This is a genomic window from uncultured Roseobacter sp. (assembly GCF_947491795.1).
Lineage (GTDB): Bacteria > Pseudomonadota > Alphaproteobacteria > Rhodobacterales > Rhodobacteraceae > Roseobacter.
Genome location: NZ_CANLKW010000001.1, coordinates 91187 through 108093, shown reverse-complemented (window position 1 = coordinate 108093; position 16907 = coordinate 91187). Strand labels below are relative to the sequence as shown.

Below are 16907 nucleotides of genomic sequence, written 5' to 3'. Positions count from 1 at the left end.
GCTTTGACGGTCCGCAGCACCAGGATAGTCAAGCGAATGCCTGGTGAGGGACGTGATCCTCAGATCAACAGTTGATTGGCTTTTGTCCCCGATGCGAGCGCTGTCTTGAACCATTCCGGCTGGCGCCCTTTCCCGCTCCAAGTCTGAGATTTGTTTTCAGGGTTGGCATACTTCGGGGTCGACACCGGCTTGGCTTTCGATGAAACCTTGCGCTTGGTTTTGGAAGGCTTTGTATCCGCTGCAATCTCGGCAAGAGTGAAACCATGAGCCTTCGCTGCTTTTTCGACGGCAATAAGTGCGGCCTTACGGTCTCTTTCCGCTAATTTTTCAAGAGCGATGTCAATATCGGAACGGAGTTTCTCGAGTTGCTTTCGCGTCAAGTTTTTGAGATCGAATTTCATCGTTGCTGTCCTCATGTTTTCGATCTTGTTAAATCACAGACTACGGCGGGAAGAAACTCCCCAACATCGAAACCTACTTTTCTCCATAGTCTTTCAATGGCAACGTAGTTTCCGTTTTGTCGATAGCACCGCTGATTGCATAGTGAGCAATTGATGTAAGCACCGAAATGACTGAAATTGTGGCTGCCATATTTATTCGGAACTATTCGTATCGACACTTTCAGCACAAGCAAGCCTAAAACTCTATGTGAATTCTAGCCGGAGGGATGCAACGGGAGCGCGCAGCGGGCTCCCTTGCCAAGGGGTGCGGGTACTACCCGTACACACCTTGCAGCCTGTGCTGATCATTCATAAACGAGGCAATTTGCAACGTAGCCGCTCCATTGCTACCTCTGTGGCTACGCCTAAGTACAGCCGACAAGGTCAACCGTGGTCTGTTGGCAGAGGAACGAGATCAAAAAAGCCCCTTTCGGTGATGTCTGTCAGCATCACCTTCCGGCCAACGGGTCAATAGAAGGATAGAGTAGCCTAGGAAGCGCTTGAAAAGGACCTAGGTTTGGAGGAGCAGATCACACCCCTTGGTTTAGACAATCAACTGAAAACCACTAGTAGCTGGCGGCGGTAAGGTCGTCGATATACTGCTTCACGTACTCAAGTACGATATCTTCGGTAATGGCGCCGTTGGTCGTTGAGAAGTATGCCCGGCCCCAAAAGCGTCTTCCCCAGCGGCGCTTGCGGAGCAGGGGAAATTCGCACTGCACTTTGTGGCAGGACCGGCCTTTCATCAGCCGCACGAAGTAACTCACCGCCAGTTTGCGCGGCACGGGCATGAACATGTGGATATGGTCAGCAGAGAGCACTCGCGGATGATGTCGACGCCCTGTTCACGGCAGTCCTTGCGGCAGATGTGGCGGACTCGCGGTCGGACGTCTCCGTGAAGCACCTCGAAGCGAAACTTGGTCGACCAGACGATGTGATAACGGTAATTAAAAACACAGCGGCTGCAGGTGTCGTATTGCATGTCCTTGGCCTCGGGAAAATGAGCGTTCGACCCGGCTATGGTTCATTTTTCTGACGGTAAGGAAATATGCGCTTTGATCCACGCCAAAGCGAGGCCGCTGGAAGTCAGAGGGTTTGCTCCAGAAAGTGATATTAAATCGCCTGCTCAATTAATACCCTGCTCAATAAGAAATTCTACAACATGGCGATGCCCATTTTCTTTTGCTATGCTCATGGCGGTCTCACCCTGATGTGTCTCCACGTCAAGGCTTATCTTGTTATTAAAGAATTTTCGCAATACTTTTACATGGCCATATCGAATTGCAATCAACCCCGCCGTCATCCCGTCATCATCTGCCGCATCGAAGTCAACTTCAACTTCCTTACTCAAATATTTCAATATTTCTAAATGACCAAAGACGCATGCCTCCATCACCGTTGTACGGCCAGAGTAATCTTTGGCGCAAAAATCGACATTTGCTTCTTTATGAAGATAGCGCACAACATCAAAATGACCTGTCATACAAGCACGCATTGCAACCGTTCTACCGATATTGTCCACAGCGCTTAGATTGACCTTCGCTTCTTCGTGAAGATAACGTAAGACTTCCAAATGGCCATCTCCTGCCGCCATCATTGCTGCTGTTGTGCCAGAATAATTTACCGCCTCAAGATCAAAATTCGCTTCGATATGCAAGTATTGCAAAATGTTTAAATGCCCTCTAAGGCTCGCAATCATCGCTGCATTGTAGCCGTAACAATCGACTGCATATATATTGATTTCGCCTTCGTTATGAAGATAGCGCAAGACTTGCAAGTTTGCGTTTCGAACAGCCAGAACCATTGCTGTATGTCCCAAAAGACTTCGCATATCAAGGTCGGCGCCGGCTTCAACATGCAAATACCGTAAGACCTCCAGATGACCATTCTGAGCAGCCCGCATTGCCGCTGTAGAGCGAAAGTTTGTAGCTAAATGGACATCTGCTCCTGCTTCCATATGCAGATGGCGCAGAACTTCAAAATGGCCGTTAGCACATGCAACCACCACGGCGCTGACTCCAGAAGTATCAACGTGATTAACATCCTCACCAGTGTGCGAAAGTAGAAATTTCAAGATTCGAAGATGTCCTTCAGACGCTGCAAGTATGCTTGCAGTCCAGTTTTTAGAATTTCGCTGTGCAAAGACCCGCGCGACGACCGCGATCTGTTGAACATATTTTTCGGAATCCTCAAACTCGATACACTCAAAAAATTTGAAAACCGTCCTAACCCAATTTAGCAAGTTATCCTGCGAAGGTTTGGAACACAGCTCTTCCGAATCTACCAGCTGTACTAATTGTGATTTCAGGGCTAAGTACTCAGCGTACAATACGACGCCGTTTTTTTCTCTGTTTGGCATGCGTTTCACGACTCCGTCCAAGTGCGTGATCACGTCCGCTATCACGTAGGACACATAAGTGCGGAGGGGTTTGTCCGCCTCGAAGATATTGGGATCGAGCAGTTTCAAAAGCTGCTGCCAACTCTCAAGAACATCGGGGTTGTCAGGGTCGTCGGCTGCCAAATTGCGGGCTAGTCGATCAATTGTTTCTCTGAAGTTTCGACTTATTTCCTGCGCGTTGACCGATGAGTTCGCTAGCAAAGACAGAAAAACTGCAAAAACTTCGGGCCGCTCCTCTGTTGCAGCAAGAAACTTCAACAGAAAAGTTTCACCAAGGATATCAGGAAGAAACGGGCCAATTTCATGGATCTTGTCTGACGAAATTACCCGCTGGGCGATTTGAATTATTGCTTCATCGTTGACCGGTAAGTACTTTTTTATCGTCAGACGGCTGATCCCGCGCCGCAATGTGGCCGCCGACACCACCGCCCCTGCATAAAGACCTGTGCTATTGCGGCTAGATACGCTAGGCACGTCGGAAGACATTTCTCTACTCCAAGGTAACCGGTCTTTGCTTTCAAAATACTGATCTACCAGATCCCGTCTCGACCAAGTTGAATAATCCGGCGCACCACTGGCCTTTCGGATGGCCCGCCCCATAAGTGCGGCAAAGAGTGGGTGTCGAACAGCGTCCCGGTTGCCTTGCTCATGCCCAATTCGGTCGAGATGGTGCAGCGCATCGGACACAACCGGATCATTTCTGGAAACTATTTCATTGCCAATGCTTGCACTTGCGGCGATGATATTGCGCAATAGGTCTGATTGATCTTTTTCACTTTGTAGCACTAATGTTTGTTCGAGATAGCGCGCTTCAAAACTGTCCATCGTTGCACGATGTCCGCCAGAAAACTGCCGCCAAAAGAAATCATCTGCCAACAGTACTGGCATGACGTGATCGACAACGATCAGGCGGATTTTATGATCGGTTCCGTCCGTTCGCCGGATCGCGCGCCTCGCAATTGCTTTCACAACCTCGTCGAAAGCATGGGTGTAATCGATAACAATAAGTGTATTTTTGCTGATATCCCACTTCTTCCATGGCTCTGGGCTACGTGCCAAGTCATTGCCATCAGAGACAAGAAATCCGGCCTCCCAACTGGTCTGATGATTGAATCTCGGTGAATACGGCTTCATCCATTCGGAAATAAGTCTTGTTTTTCCGGCTCCTGAAGGAGCGATAACCGGCTGAACCCGGAACGCAGCATCATGGAGCATGAACTGTGTTAAGCGCTTTTGCTCATTGTCGCGTCCTTCAAGCGGGATGCTGAAGTGATTGTGCGGATTCAGCCAAACACCATGGTTGATATCTTTGTTCAGAAGATATTCCACTTCTTTCGCGCTTATGTATGGCGGATGGGACATAGGTGCCGCCATTGCGGGAGGCTCAAAGTATGTGTCAGGGTTAAACTTAAAGACCGGCTTGCCAACGAAGTCCTCGAAAGTTTGACCACCAAACACCTGACGATCTAAGTCATCGGCAAATTCTCGATCTTCTGGCGAAACAAACAAATGCAGACGGAAATGCAACAGTAATGCGCAATGCAATGCGTTGGCTTTATTGTCTGAAAGAGTGCCAATCATATTATGATTGAATTTGTCCCGGGCACGTTCATACAGGTCCCGAGAATAACTTCCTAAGAACTCAAGTCGGCTGACATCATCCAGCCAGCCCGGGAAAAGCTCTGCTCTCTTTTTTGCGGGTCTTATGCCTTTGAAGAACTTATCTCGTGCTTTCTTGGCGACTCGGCCAGCTTCTCTCTGATAAGCTTCTTCGTCAGTTTTGTCGTCCAACAGAAGGGAAACTATTTTTGCAAACTCATCCAGCTCAAAATTCACCCGAAATGGCATTGGAATTTATACCTATGTGACCATGAAGTGACTATCCATCGCTTACAAAGTTCAAGTTCTATTGCTCAAGGTCAAGTCCAATGTCTGGTGTGAAAGGGTCATTGCTTTTTTCTGAATATTCGTTCTTCATGACCTCACCATCGGGCGAGTACCTTATGCGGAAGGGTCCATCCGCCTCAGGTCTTGGCTCGCCGTTGATTTTGAACTCTTCAATTCGCCGGTTTTCGGACCCAGAAAAGAAAACAACGCAAGATGGGCCATCGCTCCGATGTTCCTCTCCGAACGCATGCCACATATGCCGTATTGGGTTACCTTCTGGATCAAAAGTTGCCATTGACGGCTCATCCAGCGGCCCGGCATGCAACGAGCCGTTCAGGGTTGTCTCTTTGTATATGAATCCATTGGTTCGCACATAGGTCTTTGTGACAAAAACCTGTTCCGCCGATACGTCTGATCTATTTCTAACTTCCTCGTTGCTCACAGTTCAATGTATCAAAGCTGCCTCACAATTACAACTTTTTTATTATACTTTACATATAGTTACGCAAATTCCACCGATTCCGCCGCCTTCCGCCTGTGTTCCGCTGAACTGAGCGGAAGACTTCCCCCACCCAGACCTGTTCAATGAATTCCAGCACTGGGATTTGAGGGTTCGCCTCCAGTCTGAAGTGCTGGCGACGGGCCCGTCGTTTTGGATTTCTAGGGAATCTGAAATGACAATCGCAAAAATCATTACCGAACTGGCAATGCAACAAATCAACGCAATTTCCAACGAAACCGAAGAGATCCTGAGCTACACAGGCAACCTCTTTGCCAAGTCGGATCGCTGTCTTCATCTACGGGAGCACAGACAAGCACTCGCATGGTACCTGCGTGCTCAAGGACTAACGGGGGAAGCCGCTTACGATTGGATCGTAGAGCAAATCTACCAAAACCACAGTGGTGACCTGTTCAACGTGAAGGACGAATGGCTGAACCCTGATGCACTTCGTCCGTATCAGTTTTGGGGCTTTAGATTCCTCTCAACGTCAGTTTCGCTCAATACGTGGCGTCAAAAGAATTTTCCGTCCTATGATTGGGGGGAGATCAGTTTCGAGATGCGCGATCTTTTTGGCGAAGACGTTAAGGGTACAATGAACAAGTTCTTGCTTTGCGCTGACGAGGCCCCAGCGCGGCGTCTTGATCAGCATGTCGTGCCAAGGATTATGTTTATTGACTTCGCAGTCGAAATTCATGTCGGGGCGCGAAGGCAAATACCAGAGCGCGACGGAGATTAAATAAGCGCCCCCTCAGCTCGCTTGCTGAGGGGACCCTTTCGTCGAATGGTAGTCTTTAGGTTAGATCTTTTTCCTGCGTATTTAGCAGCTGCAGACCCGGAAGTTCAGTGTCGAGGCAGTAATCGCACACAATAGATAGAGAGCAAGGCTATGAGCTGGGAGTCGTTTGTTTGCCAAGCACTGGTGCATTGTCAGGAGTTCAGGCGTCGGATCGCCCGCGTAAGCGACCATGGGGCCATATTGTATTTGGCAGCGACTTGTTTGATGGTCCTGCCGGACTGAATTCGATGTTGCGCATCTGCTAGATCTTTTGGAGTCAATTTAGGCGGTCTGCCGATAGGCTTGCCGCGTTTCCTAGCTGCAGCCATGCCCTCACGGGTGCGCTGAGAATTTATCTGCCTTTCGAACGCGGCAAAGCTGGAGAGAACTGTAAACAACAGCATACCAGCTGGGGTTGTGGTATCCATTTGTAAATTTACGATCTTGAGTGCAACACCACGTTTGTGCAAATCCTCGACTGTCTGCAACGCATCAATGACCGACCGAAACGCGCGATCCAAATCAAGGACCACAAGCGTGTCGCTTTTTGTAAGTTCGCTCAACACCCGCTCGAAAACCGGACGCTTCAACGTCGCTGCGGATGCGCATTCAACAAAAACTTCATCGCACAGATCAGCTAGCGCATCATATTGACGATCCACGGTTTGGTCCTGAGTGCTGATGCGAAGATAGCCGAGCGTTTTCATCGTTTGAGCTTTTGCGCATCGCATGCAGGTGCATGTGAACGCAACCATAGGGACCCCTTAAGTGTCCCGCCGGAATCCGATTTTCGCTCTGCCCCTTGCAGCGAATTCTTCAAGTTTTCCGGCTGTAACTTCATCATACCTTAATTAATAGCGTAGTACAAATTTCTCAACAAAAACCGTCGTTTATGTGGTTTTCGAAAGATTGTTTGAAGCGCGGGTCAGCAGGAGTGCTGCTTGGCTTGATGGTCGGCGCAACAACACCTGCGCACGCCGCCGATCTGACCGCCGGATACGTGGCACTTGAAATGGAGCCGGATGCCCGCTTTCCGTTTATCTCCGGCATTGTCGAAGGCATTGCGCAAACACGGGCGCGCATTGATGGCAGCGAAACACAAACAACAGGCTGCATCTACCATTGGTTCTACGAAGAAGAGAAATCCTACGACAACATCCTTGCAGCGTTCGCGAAATTTCAGGATCGCGCGCCGGGAGCGATTGTGGATGCGCTGATCCGCAGGAGGTGCGATGCATGATGGCAGATTTTGAAACAGCACTGGAACTTGCACGGCATTCGCAATCGGATGCAGCGGACAAGTTGCGAGAAGAGGGATTTCGCCGTCAGAATGAACGGATCGACAAGCGCGAGGATGAAACCAAAGAAGAGCTGGCAGAGACATCAAAACTGCTTACTGCCATTTTGGCTGGTGGAGACACCAAATACGCCGTTCGGCTCAAGGAGCTGAATGATCGGGTCAGCCTCCACCACAGCTTGACAATTGAAGCTTTGCTGGAAAATCAGGAGCGGCTGGATGCAGTTCAGCTTCGCATCGACCGCTTGCTGTCAGATGCTTACGTCTTGCCGGATGGCCGCCGCGTCTTCAAATCAGAAGATGGTGTCCGCGTTGAAGATGAATTCGGCGCGATTGTTCCCGCCAGCGAACTAGACCCCAATTCGATTGAGGATTATCGGCCAAGTCTGGAGGTCTGGGAAGCCACATGGGAAGAAAAACAGGCTTTGAACAAAGAGCGCGACGATCTCATTGAGTACCAAACCAAACTTGATCAGGCGCAGACATTGATTGATCAGGGAGGGCTCAGCGATGATGACTTTGCCGAGCTTGATGATCTGATGACAAGCAATGTGCCGGATGCCGTGCGGTCCCGTCTGCCAGCGTCCGATCCGGCCTATCGTGCGAACCCAGACATCGGCGGTCAGAACATGTCAAACTCATTTGATCCGACAGGATTTGATCTCACAGGCATGACACAGGGTAAGTAAGCCCGATGATCAATCGGAATGGTTGACGACGCGCTCGCCAGATTTCCGTTCATCAATTGTAAGGGAATGCACATCAAAACTCATGTCGTGTGTTCTTCCACCCAAGCCGCATAGTCGGCGCTGACATAATCCATCTTTTGAACAAGAACTGCCGGCGTTTCATAGGGGTGCAACTCTGCCAGCTTGGCTTCAATTGCAGGTATGAGTGCAGCGCGTGATTTTAGAATGAGCGGAATTTCAGTTCGTTGGACGCGCTCATTTTTCCAGATATATTGGCTCTCAATCTCCGGATAGATATTCGCTGCGGCGATCAATCTTGCCTCGACGAGCGCTGCCGCAATTGTGCGCGCTGTCTCCAAATCGGGGCAGTTGGTATGGAGTATAATCACTGCAAAATCTCCTGCGCCGGACGTGCTCGGGATTTACACAAAAGAGCTTCTGCAAGATGGTTGAGTTTCTCAGAATTGGGAAGACCTAAACTGACCGCAATTCGCCCGCCGCCACAAAGCGAGTGTTGAAATTTGCTGGGAAATCAGCAGCGGCTGGAATCAGAGTAAGTTAGCTTGAATGTTCTGCGGTTAAACGCTTGGGGCCTGCCAGGATTTTTATGATGTGTTGCCGGAGATAATCTGCCTAATCTTGAAAAGATGATAAATCAGGAAACAGGCCTCAGACATCATCCCCGCCGGGCTAACAATCAGTACATTGTAGGTCAACCAAAGCGCGGTTGTGACCACCATAAAGCAGCGGACCATGAGGACATCTTGGAAAAAGTTCCCAATGGTTCCTGTCAGAAAGGCAAGCTTCGACAACAGCGAACTGTCCAACGTTTGTGTCAACCAAGCAGAGGAAATGCCGATCCCGATAAAGAATGAGGGTCCCAGGACGCTCCAAAAAGACTTTTCAGAGAGAAGAGATGCCGCAAAAAACCGCATCGACGTAATCAATGCAGCGCCCGCGCCAACTGGTTCTGACAACAGCAATAGATGAACGGCATTCGCCATGGCTGAGTAGGACCATCGGCGCAGCATAATGTTTCTCGGGAGAGTGTTGATTGCCCATATGCCAAGCGCAAATGCACACAGCGAGAATAGCTGTGAGAGCAACAACCGACCGAAGTCCTCAAAGGTGTTAAATGCCAGGGCGCTAGTTGAGAAATCCACAGAATTTACCTTGGGTGGCGCGGCATCTTCCAACATCAAACGTCATTTCATGAAAAGGAAGAAGTAACCGCCGTCGTTACAGGCCTGTCGATGGAAGCTGCTGAGAATGCGGCCATCTTCTTTCGCCAAAGCGCCCGGAGAACGCCCGTTAACCAGTGGCGCAACGTCCACTTTGAAGTTCCACTTCAAAGGAGCAAACACAATGGCACGTAAAACTTCGAACAACGATGACGGCGATCTGATCGCTATTCGTAAAAAGGACAAACCACCCTACACGGATGTCTTGCTCGTGGCTGGACCCGCAATTTCAGGTATTCTGGCGGGACTGGCGATCCCTGACCTGATCGGGGCCGAGGGATTTTTGGGGCATCTCAAATCCAGCATGATCGCACTTTCCGCCGCAGGCATTGCCTATGGTATCAACCGCCTCGCGATTGAACGCGGCGCATTGCAAACAGCAATTGGAACCCCTTTGGCAGGCGCTGTCAGCATTGGCTCAATCGCGGTTGTCGGGATCGGCCTCTTCGCAGCCACCTTTGGCGGCCTGGTCAAAGATGAAACCGATACTCTCCAGTATGAGCAGTATGGAGAAGAATTGCGCGTTTATGCCGATGACAGCGTCAGAGCCGCGCAAACCTCAGCTCAGGTAGCGCCCATTTTAGGAGCGATCCAATCGGACTTATCCGCAAAATACGCATGCGAGATCAAGGCGGGCTGCATCAGCAACGCAGGCGTTAGCGGTGAAGGTCCAACATCCAGAACGATTGGCAGCAAACAGCAGCAGGTTGCTTCTGTGGCACAGGCCGTTTTGGAACTGAAGCAGACCCGAAATGCGGCTGAGGGGCGTCTTGCGGGTCTGCAGTCCGAATTCAATGGCATCATCGGCAAAGAGGATCTTGGCCCGGCGGAGCGTCGCCGCCAGTTGCAGGAAATCACAAACGAGATCGGACAAACAATCAGCCGTTTGCAACAGGCGGTGCCCACAGCTTTGATTTCGGCCTATGCAGAAGACCTGCGTGAGGGGGCGCTTGTCCCACGCAATGAGGAAGCCTCTCAAAAAATGACGGACATTATGCGTGGGCATGCTCGGACACTCTCAGCGGTGATAAACTCAGCTGAGACGCAAGCTGGTACCCCACCGAGCTTTCCGGCAAAGGCAGGCGTATCTGACACATTCGGGTATATCTTTCACTTCCTTCCCTTGGCGCTGATAATACTGGTCGTGGAATTGGTGTTCCCGAGTGTATTATTTTTTTACACTCTGTTCGCCTACCGCCAGCGTGTGAAACGCGTCGACGACTAGTCCAACCTTCATATTCCAAGCCAGCTAAAGCGCCCGCAATCCTCCCATGCGGGCGCTTTTTTGCGTGCAGGTTTCGGGAACCGAAACCATGCAATCAGGAGAACCCTCATGGCAATTGACACAAACAGCATGCCGATCAGCGGTAATGCCCTTCTGGCGATTGGCGCGTTCGCCCTCGCCAGCATCGTAGCCGGGCAGATCATGGGCGCGCGCATGATTGAAAAGGCCGATTGGCCACAGCTCTGCCCCGCGATCCTCAAGGCCGAGGCCCCGGTGCCGGATAAGTTTGAGCGCAAGACCCCCACCATGCACTGCGATGATACGGTGAGTATTCTTGGGGTCGAGGCGAAAGAGCTTTGCCACATCTTTGGCAATCCCGATCTGAATGGACAGACCGCTAAACTGGAAAAGGAGGCCTACGATAGGAAAAAAGTGCTGGCAGAACAGCGGCGCGCCAAAATCGCCAGACATGCAGAATCGCGCTGTGACTGCGCCTCCAGCACATATTTGCAAGACAACTGGTGGCAGCTTGGTCTTTATGCGGGCACCGCCCGTCAGGTGTCCCTTGCCAGCGTAACAGGGATTGATGCAGAGCTACGTCAGATGCTCGTCAAACCGCATTGCGCAAGTCTTGCGGAGGCGGTCCAATGATCTTCGGGAAAGTGAAAATCACGGGCCGCGCGGTACAAACGCATCGGGACAGCTACATGCTGTCTCAACTTAGCGTTGTGTCAGTGCGCCGCCCGTTTTTGGCGGGCAGCATGCTCTTTTCAGTCGGTGGGTTGGGATTTGGCTGGTCGTTTGTCGATCTTCTCCATCCTGAAGAGATTGCGGCTATATCGTGCTTTGTTCTGATCGCACCGCTGATCGGCCTGTTGACTGGGCAAATACAGCTTCTCAGCCGCGACCTGCGTGGATCTGAGCTGTCTGGCATGATCTGGGGTACCTACGGGCACCTCAATAAGGTGCGGCGCGAGATTTCGTGGGCGATGCAAACCCAAGAGCCGGAAACACCCAAATGAGCGGCGGGGTCTCATCTGGCTTTGCGCGTGCGATTGAACTTTTGAGTACAGTCGCCGCGCTCATTGCTGCCTTTGTCTGGTTTCCGGCTGCCAATGCGGCGAGCAAACCATGGGTCATCCCTCACATCGTCGACGGCTTTGGCGCTGAGTACCTGAATTGGGTACTGCCGCTTTGGCAAGGGCTACTTGCTTTCCTGATCTTTGCCGTCGTGCGCAGCGCGCTGGGGCTGATCTTTTCTGTCGTTGGGCTCTCAATTTCCCTGCGCATTCTTTCCCTCTTCAAAAAGGACTAATTCCATGAGCTTCCCATTTGGGCTGAAGAAGAATTCTGATGACCGTCGCACGACCATGTTTGGCGGCGCGAATTTTGTCAAATCAGATGAACTGAGAAAGAAGGGTGTATTTCATCAAACAGAAACCGGCATCTATTGCGGTCTTCTTGACGGTAAGCCTCTGTTTTATAATGGTAATGGCGGGGCGGTTTTGATCGGTGGGGCCAGGTCGGGCAAGCTGACGACCATTCTTGCCCAGAACCTGTGCGCGGGTATTGCCAGTAAAGCTTCAGCAGTCATTCTGGATCTAAAGGGCGAGTTGTCATCTGTCAGCCAAAACCAAACCGCTGATAAGAAACACTGCCGCTACTGGAACCCAAATGGACTGAATGGCATGCCTCAGGATCGGCTCAATCCGGTTGATTATCTCACGTGGTCCAACCCAACGCTTTTTGCGGACGTCAAAGTGTTTGCCGAAAACCTGATCCCAAAATCCGGAAGCGCTAACAGCGAGTATTTCGAGTTGCGGGGGCGCGAGTATCTCGAAGCGATTTGTCTCACACTTGTGAAGTCAAAGGGCGTTCTGACCTTGCCGGATCTCTATGACACCATCAATTTGATCCCACTCAACAATACGGCGTGGAAAGAATTTGCACGCGACATGCGTTTTTCTGAGATCGCGTTTTGTCTGCGTGTTGAGGAAGAAATTCATGCCTCACGCAGTGACACCAGTGGTGGCTCAAAAGGAATACTGGGCGAGCTTTTCAAGTCGATATCTTGTCTGAGCGATCCAGTACTGATGGAGTCCGTCTCCCCGCCTTACAACTTAGCCCTGAGCGATCTGTGTAGCAAAGAAAAGTTTATGCACCTCTACGTAATGTGCGGCGTGGAAACCGTTGAAGCATGGGCCGCTGTCATCAAGGCCATTTTCACAGGCGTCATGATTCAAAAATCACGCCAACCGGAGGCCCCCACCATCAACCTTATCCTGGATGAGTGCGGCCAGCTGACCAACTATGATCTGGTACCGCGCCTGTTCAGCTATGGCGCTGGTATAGGGTGCCGTCCGCTGGCTGTTTTCCAGACGGCATCTCAAATGGAAAATCTCGGGAAAAAGGCCCGGGATATCATCCTGTCGAGTGCCGGATTGCAAATGTATTTTTCGGTGCGGGATTTGCTCTCAGCCGAAATGCTCTCAAAGATGCTGGGCACTGCCACGATGGATTATGATGATCCGGTCCAGCAAGGTCGGGCCGCCTTGGAGACTCATCAGTTGATAAAATCTCTGCTGGCAGGCGGCGATCCGTTTCAGATGATCCAGAACATTCGTCAGAAGAGCTATGAGGCCCGCCATCTAAGCCTGCAGCGCCGATACTTGCGCAATCCAGACGAGGTTCTGACCACACCTCAGGATCGCATGTATGTCTTTATGGATGGGCTCTCGGGGCCTATCTATGCCGAGCGTCAACCATACTGGCTGCAGCGGTTCATGGCAGGGCGTTACCATCCTAATCCCTACCATCCCCCTGTGTCACATGTGCGTGTGCAGACCCGATGGGGACAGCGCCCCCGCAAGGTCGTCGCCCGGAATGTGCCCAAGGAATTTGCCGATTACCCGCAATATCGTAACCGTCTGTATTCGTTCATAGAAGGATATGCGTGATGCGTGCATCAGTATTGCAAGTAAATGAAATCGCTGAGAGCGTATTATCCGCTCTTGGCAACAAGAATGCCCTTGGCAAGTTCATTCATTTCGAGCTTGTCGCCATAGCGGGCTTCAAATTCGCTCAGCAGCCTTTTTCCTTCGGCTTGCGTCCAGAGACAATGATCGAAATAGGCCTGAGGTCCGCCCTTCATCGCCGTTTCGTTAGTTAGACGAACAAGCATGTAGTTCAGCACGTGATGCTCAGTGCCCGCATCCAGTATTTTGTTCACGAGTGCTTCGAATTCATCTGCAAATGCGGTGATCAGTTTTGTTTTCTCAGGGAGTGTTAGCATGAGTTCCTTTTCTTCTAGTGGTGGTGGGGATGATCCCAGATCAATCGTACCAAAATTCGATTCCGCGACGCAAATTTCAGACCGGGACAAGCTGGATTTCCGTATTTCGCTGATCCGCGATGAAGACGTCCGAAGGGAGCTAGAACTGGCTTTGATTGCGGCACGGGGTGATCTCAGAAAAATCGATCAGGAGTATTTCCTCGCAGAAAGTGGCTATGTCGATGAACGCCTCAAACCAGATCATACGTTGACGCTTGATCTGGGCGGCACTCCGGCAAGCTATGAAGATCGTGTCAACCAGCTCAAGCGGCAATTCACGACTTCGGAGGAAGCCATCGTTCTTCATAACAGGCGCGCTGATATCGCAGATCAACACCTCGCGGCGATGGATAAAGCTGTTACGGATGTTTTGAAATCGCAAGACCGGTCGACTGAAAAACCAATCATTGACCTCGACAAGCACAAGAGTCGAGATCAGGCCCCGGATATCAGCGCCGCGTTCAGGCGGGTACGATAGAGAAACCGCCCGAAATTCACCCAATCTCATGATTTCAATCAATTATTAGTTGAAATAGGAGGTGCAAGTGTGATATGTTCACTGTTCGTTCTTTTGCGTGCCGCGTGCAACCGCCGCTGGAGCAACTGAGCGAAACATTTCCAAACCACTTAACCCCAACCAAGGAACAGAAAGGACTTTCCATGGACACTACACCTACGCCCAACAAACCCCTCGCCACATACAGGGATGGCAAACTCAAAGCTACCCTGTGGCAAAACGAAAATCGTGAAGGCGACACCTATTACACGGTGAACCTCGCCAAGGTCTATGAGGATCGAAACGGCAAGCTTCAGGAAACCAGCTCATTCTCCGATACCGAAGTGTTGCGCGTCACAGAACTTGGCAAGGAAGCCCGTACGCATGCCCTGCATTTGAAGCGGGAACATAGCCTCGAGCGCAAGCAGCAGCAAAGCCAGGAACGCAACTCTGATCGTCGCGGTGGCGGTACGCCAGATCGGTTTCAGAACCGCTCTGAGCCGCGCATGGAACGCTGAAGTGTGCCCGCAGTAACCCTGAACAGGCGCCGCGCTCTTCTTCTGAGGCGGCGCCTTTTTTACGAAAGGACCTATCCATGACAGATACGGACAAAACAAACGATGCGGACGGCCCGTCTGAGACGCCCGCGCAAAAGACATTGGAAGACGAGCTTCTGGAAGAATTTGGGAACGATCCGAGTTGCAGTGATTTGGATAAAGAGGAGGCGAGCGCGTTCCTCATGACCTTCTGGACCATCGTGACCATCTTCGCTGAACTCGGTTTCCGGGTCGCACCGACAAGCGCCGAGGCTGTTGATAACGCGCCAGAAAATCTTCGCGCGCTGCGCGTTGATGTGCTATCCTATCTTACCGAAGAAGATACAGCGCATGAAACAGTTGCACCCCGTTCCACCAATAACGATGAGGCGCACCCATGCAGAACCCCAAGAGACAAATAGAGCCGGAACAGGCCGCTCTGATCTATTGCCGGGTCTCCGGCACCAAACAAGCCACCCAGGGCCATGGGCTTGAAAGTCAGGAATCCCGCTGCCGTGACTATGCCGCGCAGACGGGCTACGTTGTCGAGGCGGTGTTCCCCGATGATGTCTCCGGTGGCGGCGACTTTATGAAGCGGCCCGGTATGATGGCGCTGCTCAGCTATCTCGATGCGCAAAAGGGCAAGTCCTATGTTGTGATCTTCGATGATCTCAAGCGCTTCGCACGCGACACCGAATTCCACATTAAGCTCCGCAAAGCCTTTGCCATGCGCGGCGCAAAAGTCGAATGTCTGAACTTTCGTTTCGAGGACACGCCCGAGGGCAAGTTCATCGAGACCATTATCGCCGCGCAAGGCGAGCTGGAACGTGAACAGAACGGGCGCCAGACGCTGCAAAAGATGAAGGAACGCGTGAAACGCGGTTATTGGGTATTCCCGGCCCCGATGGGCTACAAATATGAAAAGGACGGCTCACACGGCAAACTGCTGGTCCGTGACGAGCCATTGGCGAGTGTTATTGAAGAAGCGCTCAATGGCTACGCGGGAGGGCGCTTCGGCACTCAAGCCGAAGTCCAACGCTTTTTGCAAGATCAGCCGGTCTTTCCGAAAGGCCGCAACGGCGCAGTGCATCCACAGCGCGTGACCAATCTGCTCTCCCGCCCAATCTATGCCGGTATGATTGAACATGCGCCCTGGGGCATTACGCTGCGGCAGGGGCATCATGAGGGTCTGATCAGTGCGTCTACCTTCCAGCGCATTCAGGAGCGCCGGACAGCGGTGGCAAAAGTGCCCATGCGCGCGGACATCAACCGAGACTTCGTTCTGCGCGGCGCTGTCTGCTGCGGCGATTGCGGTGTGCCCTATCGCTCGGCCTGGTCGCAGGGCAAGCGCAAGAAGTACGCTTACTACGTTTGCCAGACCAAAACCTGCGACAGCTATGGCAAGTCGATTGCCCGCGATAAGCTGGAAGGTGAGTTTGAAGAATTGCTGCAGAATATCACACCGGGGAAGCCCGTCTTTGCGCTTGTACGCAAGATGTTCCGCAAGGCCTGGGACCAGCAGGTCGCAGGTGCTGAGCGAAGCCGCAAAGAATTGCAAAAGCAGATTAAGGCCACAGCCTACAAGTCAGAGGAGATTCTTGACAAGATTGTTGCCACTACCAATGAACGTCTCGCCGCCAGCCTTGAAAAGCGATTCAACGAACTGGAACTGAACAAGGCCGCGCTGGAGGAAAAACTGCAAAATCAGGGGCAACCACGGCTACCATTCGAGGAGGCGCTCGAACACACCCTAAAATTCCTCGCAAACCCTTGGAAAGCTTGGGAAAAGGGGTCCTTCGACCTCCGTCGCGCCATCCTCAAACTGGTCCTGACAGCGCCCCTTCACTACCACCGAAATGAGGGGCCTCGAACACCGGAAATATCTTTTCCATTCAATGCTTTAACGGATAATCGTGTCGGGAAATCAAATATGGTGCGGGTGAAGGGACTCGAACCCCCACGCCATAGGCGCCAGAACCTAAATCTGGTGCGTCTACCAATTCCGCCACACCCGCACGCAGGGCAGCGCGCTGCCCTGCCCGGTTCCTAGCAAACCGGATGGCCGGAGGCGAGAGCAAAAAAATCTGCCG

General features: G+C 51.6%; 20 protein-coding genes, 1 tRNA gene and 1 pseudogene. 12 read left to right on the top strand and 10 right to left on the bottom strand.

The window, feature by feature from the left end; translation table 11 throughout:
• Window positions 1-59: 59 nt before the first annotated feature.
• The 5 genes from Q1A34_RS00580 to Q1A34_RS00560 form a co-directional block, all read right to left on the bottom strand.
• Complete coding sequence (locus tag Q1A34_RS00580; RefSeq protein WP_300029295.1) at window positions 60-401, bottom strand: H-NS histone family protein; 342 nt, start codon at window positions 399-401, stop codon at window positions 60-62.
• 605 nt (window positions 402-1006) lie between these two features.
• On the bottom strand, window positions 1007-1237 hold the full coding sequence (locus Q1A34_RS00575; RefSeq protein WP_300029293.1) for a transposase: 231 nt from the start codon (window positions 1235-1237) through the stop codon (window positions 1007-1009).
• Entirely contained in the window at window positions 1204-1422 is a 219-nt protein-coding gene (locus Q1A34_RS00570; protein ID WP_300029290.1) for a transposase, read from the bottom strand. Before Q1A34_RS00570 ends, Q1A34_RS00575 begins: the two co-directional genes overlap by 34 nt.
• A gap of 144 nt (window positions 1423-1566) precedes the next feature.
• Window positions 1567-4674, bottom strand: coding sequence for an ankyrin repeat domain-containing protein (locus tag Q1A34_RS00565; protein ID WP_300029287.1), 3108 nt, complete (start codon window positions 4672-4674; stop codon window positions 1567-1569).
• A 70-nt stretch (window positions 4675-4744) separates the two neighbouring features.
• Window positions 4745-5167, bottom strand: a complete 423-nt coding sequence (locus Q1A34_RS00560; RefSeq protein ID WP_300029285.1) for a hypothetical protein — start codon at window positions 5165-5167, stop codon at window positions 4745-4747.
• A 232-nt stretch (window positions 5168-5399) separates the two neighbouring features.
• Here Q1A34_RS00560 and Q1A34_RS00555 point away from each other — a divergent pair, with 232 nt between their 5' ends.
• A complete protein-coding gene (locus Q1A34_RS00555; protein WP_300029283.1) occupies window positions 5400-5963 on the top strand; it encodes a hypothetical protein in 564 nt (187 codons plus the stop codon).
• A gap of 191 nt (window positions 5964-6154) precedes the next feature.
• Here Q1A34_RS00555 and Q1A34_RS00550 read toward each other — a convergent pair whose 3' ends face one another.
• Window positions 6155-6709: a recombinase family protein gene (locus Q1A34_RS00550; RefSeq protein ID WP_300029280.1), complete on the bottom strand. Its 555-nt coding sequence runs from the start codon at window positions 6707-6709 to the stop codon at window positions 6155-6157.
• A gap of 242 nt (window positions 6710-6951) precedes the next feature.
• Here Q1A34_RS00550 and Q1A34_RS00545 point away from each other — a divergent pair, with 242 nt between their 5' ends.
• Both Q1A34_RS00545 and Q1A34_RS00540 read left to right on the top strand, forming a co-directional pair.
• Window positions 6952-7242, top strand: a complete 291-nt coding sequence (locus tag Q1A34_RS00545) for a hypothetical protein (protein WP_300029277.1) — start codon at window positions 6952-6954, stop codon at window positions 7240-7242.
• Window positions 7239-7988 carry a hypothetical protein gene (locus tag Q1A34_RS00540; protein WP_300029274.1) on the top strand — a complete coding sequence of 250 codons (750 nt, stop codon included), beginning with the start codon at window positions 7239-7241 and terminating at the stop codon, window positions 7986-7988. Before Q1A34_RS00545 ends, Q1A34_RS00540 begins: the two co-directional genes overlap by 4 nt.
• Before the next feature lie 80 nt (window positions 7989-8068).
• Here the strand turns inward: Q1A34_RS00540 and cutA are convergent, their stop codons facing one another.
• Together cutA and Q1A34_RS00530 are read right to left on the bottom strand one after the other, a co-directional pair.
• On the bottom strand, window positions 8069-8377 hold the full coding sequence (gene cutA / locus Q1A34_RS00535; RefSeq protein ID WP_300029271.1) for a divalent-cation tolerance protein CutA: 309 nt from the start codon (window positions 8375-8377) through the stop codon (window positions 8069-8071).
• A 216-nt stretch (window positions 8378-8593) separates the two neighbouring features.
• On the bottom strand, window positions 8594-9187 hold the full coding sequence (locus Q1A34_RS00530) for a YgjV family protein (RefSeq protein ID WP_300029269.1): 594 nt from the start codon (window positions 9185-9187) through the stop codon (window positions 8594-8596).
• A 166-nt stretch (window positions 9188-9353) separates the two neighbouring features.
• On the opposite strand from Q1A34_RS00530, the gene Q1A34_RS00525 reads away from it, so the two are divergent.
• The 5 genes from Q1A34_RS00525 (at window position 9354) to Q1A34_RS00505 (ending at window position 13411) form a co-directional block, all read left to right on the top strand.
• A complete protein-coding gene (locus Q1A34_RS00525) occupies window positions 9354-10454 on the top strand; it encodes a hypothetical protein (protein WP_300029267.1) in 1101 nt (366 codons plus the stop codon).
• Between the two features lie 108 nt (window positions 10455-10562).
• Window positions 10563-11105, top strand: a complete 543-nt coding sequence (locus tag Q1A34_RS00520) for a hypothetical protein (protein WP_300029265.1) — start codon at window positions 10563-10565, stop codon at window positions 11103-11105.
• Window positions 11102-11476 carry a hypothetical protein gene (locus Q1A34_RS00515; RefSeq protein ID WP_300029262.1) on the top strand — a complete coding sequence of 125 codons (375 nt, stop codon included), beginning with the start codon at window positions 11102-11104 and terminating at the stop codon, window positions 11474-11476. Before Q1A34_RS00520 ends, Q1A34_RS00515 begins: the two co-directional genes overlap by 4 nt.
• Complete coding sequence (locus tag Q1A34_RS00510) at window positions 11473-11769, top strand: hypothetical protein (RefSeq protein ID WP_300029259.1); 297 nt, start codon at window positions 11473-11475, stop codon at window positions 11767-11769. Before Q1A34_RS00515 ends, Q1A34_RS00510 begins: the two co-directional genes overlap by 4 nt.
• Window positions 11770-11773: 4 nt before the next feature.
• Entirely contained in the window at window positions 11774-13411 is a 1638-nt protein-coding gene (locus Q1A34_RS00505; protein ID WP_300029256.1) for a type IV secretory system conjugative DNA transfer family protein, read from the top strand.
• A 44-nt stretch (window positions 13412-13455) separates the two neighbouring features.
• On the opposite strand, the gene Q1A34_RS00500 is transcribed toward Q1A34_RS00505, so the two are convergent.
• A complete protein-coding gene (locus tag Q1A34_RS00500) occupies window positions 13456-13746 on the bottom strand; it encodes a hypothetical protein (protein WP_300029253.1) in 291 nt (96 codons plus the stop codon).
• On the opposite strand from Q1A34_RS00500, the gene Q1A34_RS00495 reads away from it, so the two are divergent.
• The 4 genes and pseudogenes from Q1A34_RS00495 to Q1A34_RS00480 form a co-directional block, all read left to right on the top strand.
• On the top strand, window positions 13745-14263 hold the full coding sequence (locus Q1A34_RS00495; protein ID WP_300029250.1) for a hypothetical protein: 519 nt from the start codon (window positions 13745-13747) through the stop codon (window positions 14261-14263). The two genes, Q1A34_RS00500 and Q1A34_RS00495, sit on opposite strands and share 2 nt — an antisense overlap.
• A gap of 74 nt (window positions 14264-14337) precedes the next feature.
• On the top strand, window positions 14338-14799 hold the full coding sequence (locus Q1A34_RS00490) for a hypothetical protein (RefSeq protein WP_300029247.1): 462 nt from the start codon (window positions 14338-14340) through the stop codon (window positions 14797-14799).
• Between the two features lie 77 nt (window positions 14800-14876).
• A complete protein-coding gene (locus Q1A34_RS00485; protein WP_300029244.1) occupies window positions 14877-15239 on the top strand; it encodes a hypothetical protein in 363 nt (120 codons plus the stop codon).
• Window positions 15215-16207 (top strand): annotated as a pseudogene (locus tag Q1A34_RS00480) (recombinase family protein); the annotation flags it as partial. The gene Q1A34_RS00485 and the pseudogene Q1A34_RS00480, both read left to right, overlap by 25 nt.
• Before the next feature lie 541 nt (window positions 16208-16748).
• Here Q1A34_RS00480 and Q1A34_RS00475 read toward each other — a convergent pair.
• Window positions 16749-16832: transfer RNA gene (locus tag Q1A34_RS00475), tRNA-Leu, on the bottom strand.
• Between the last annotated feature and the right edge of the window lie 75 nt (window positions 16833-16907).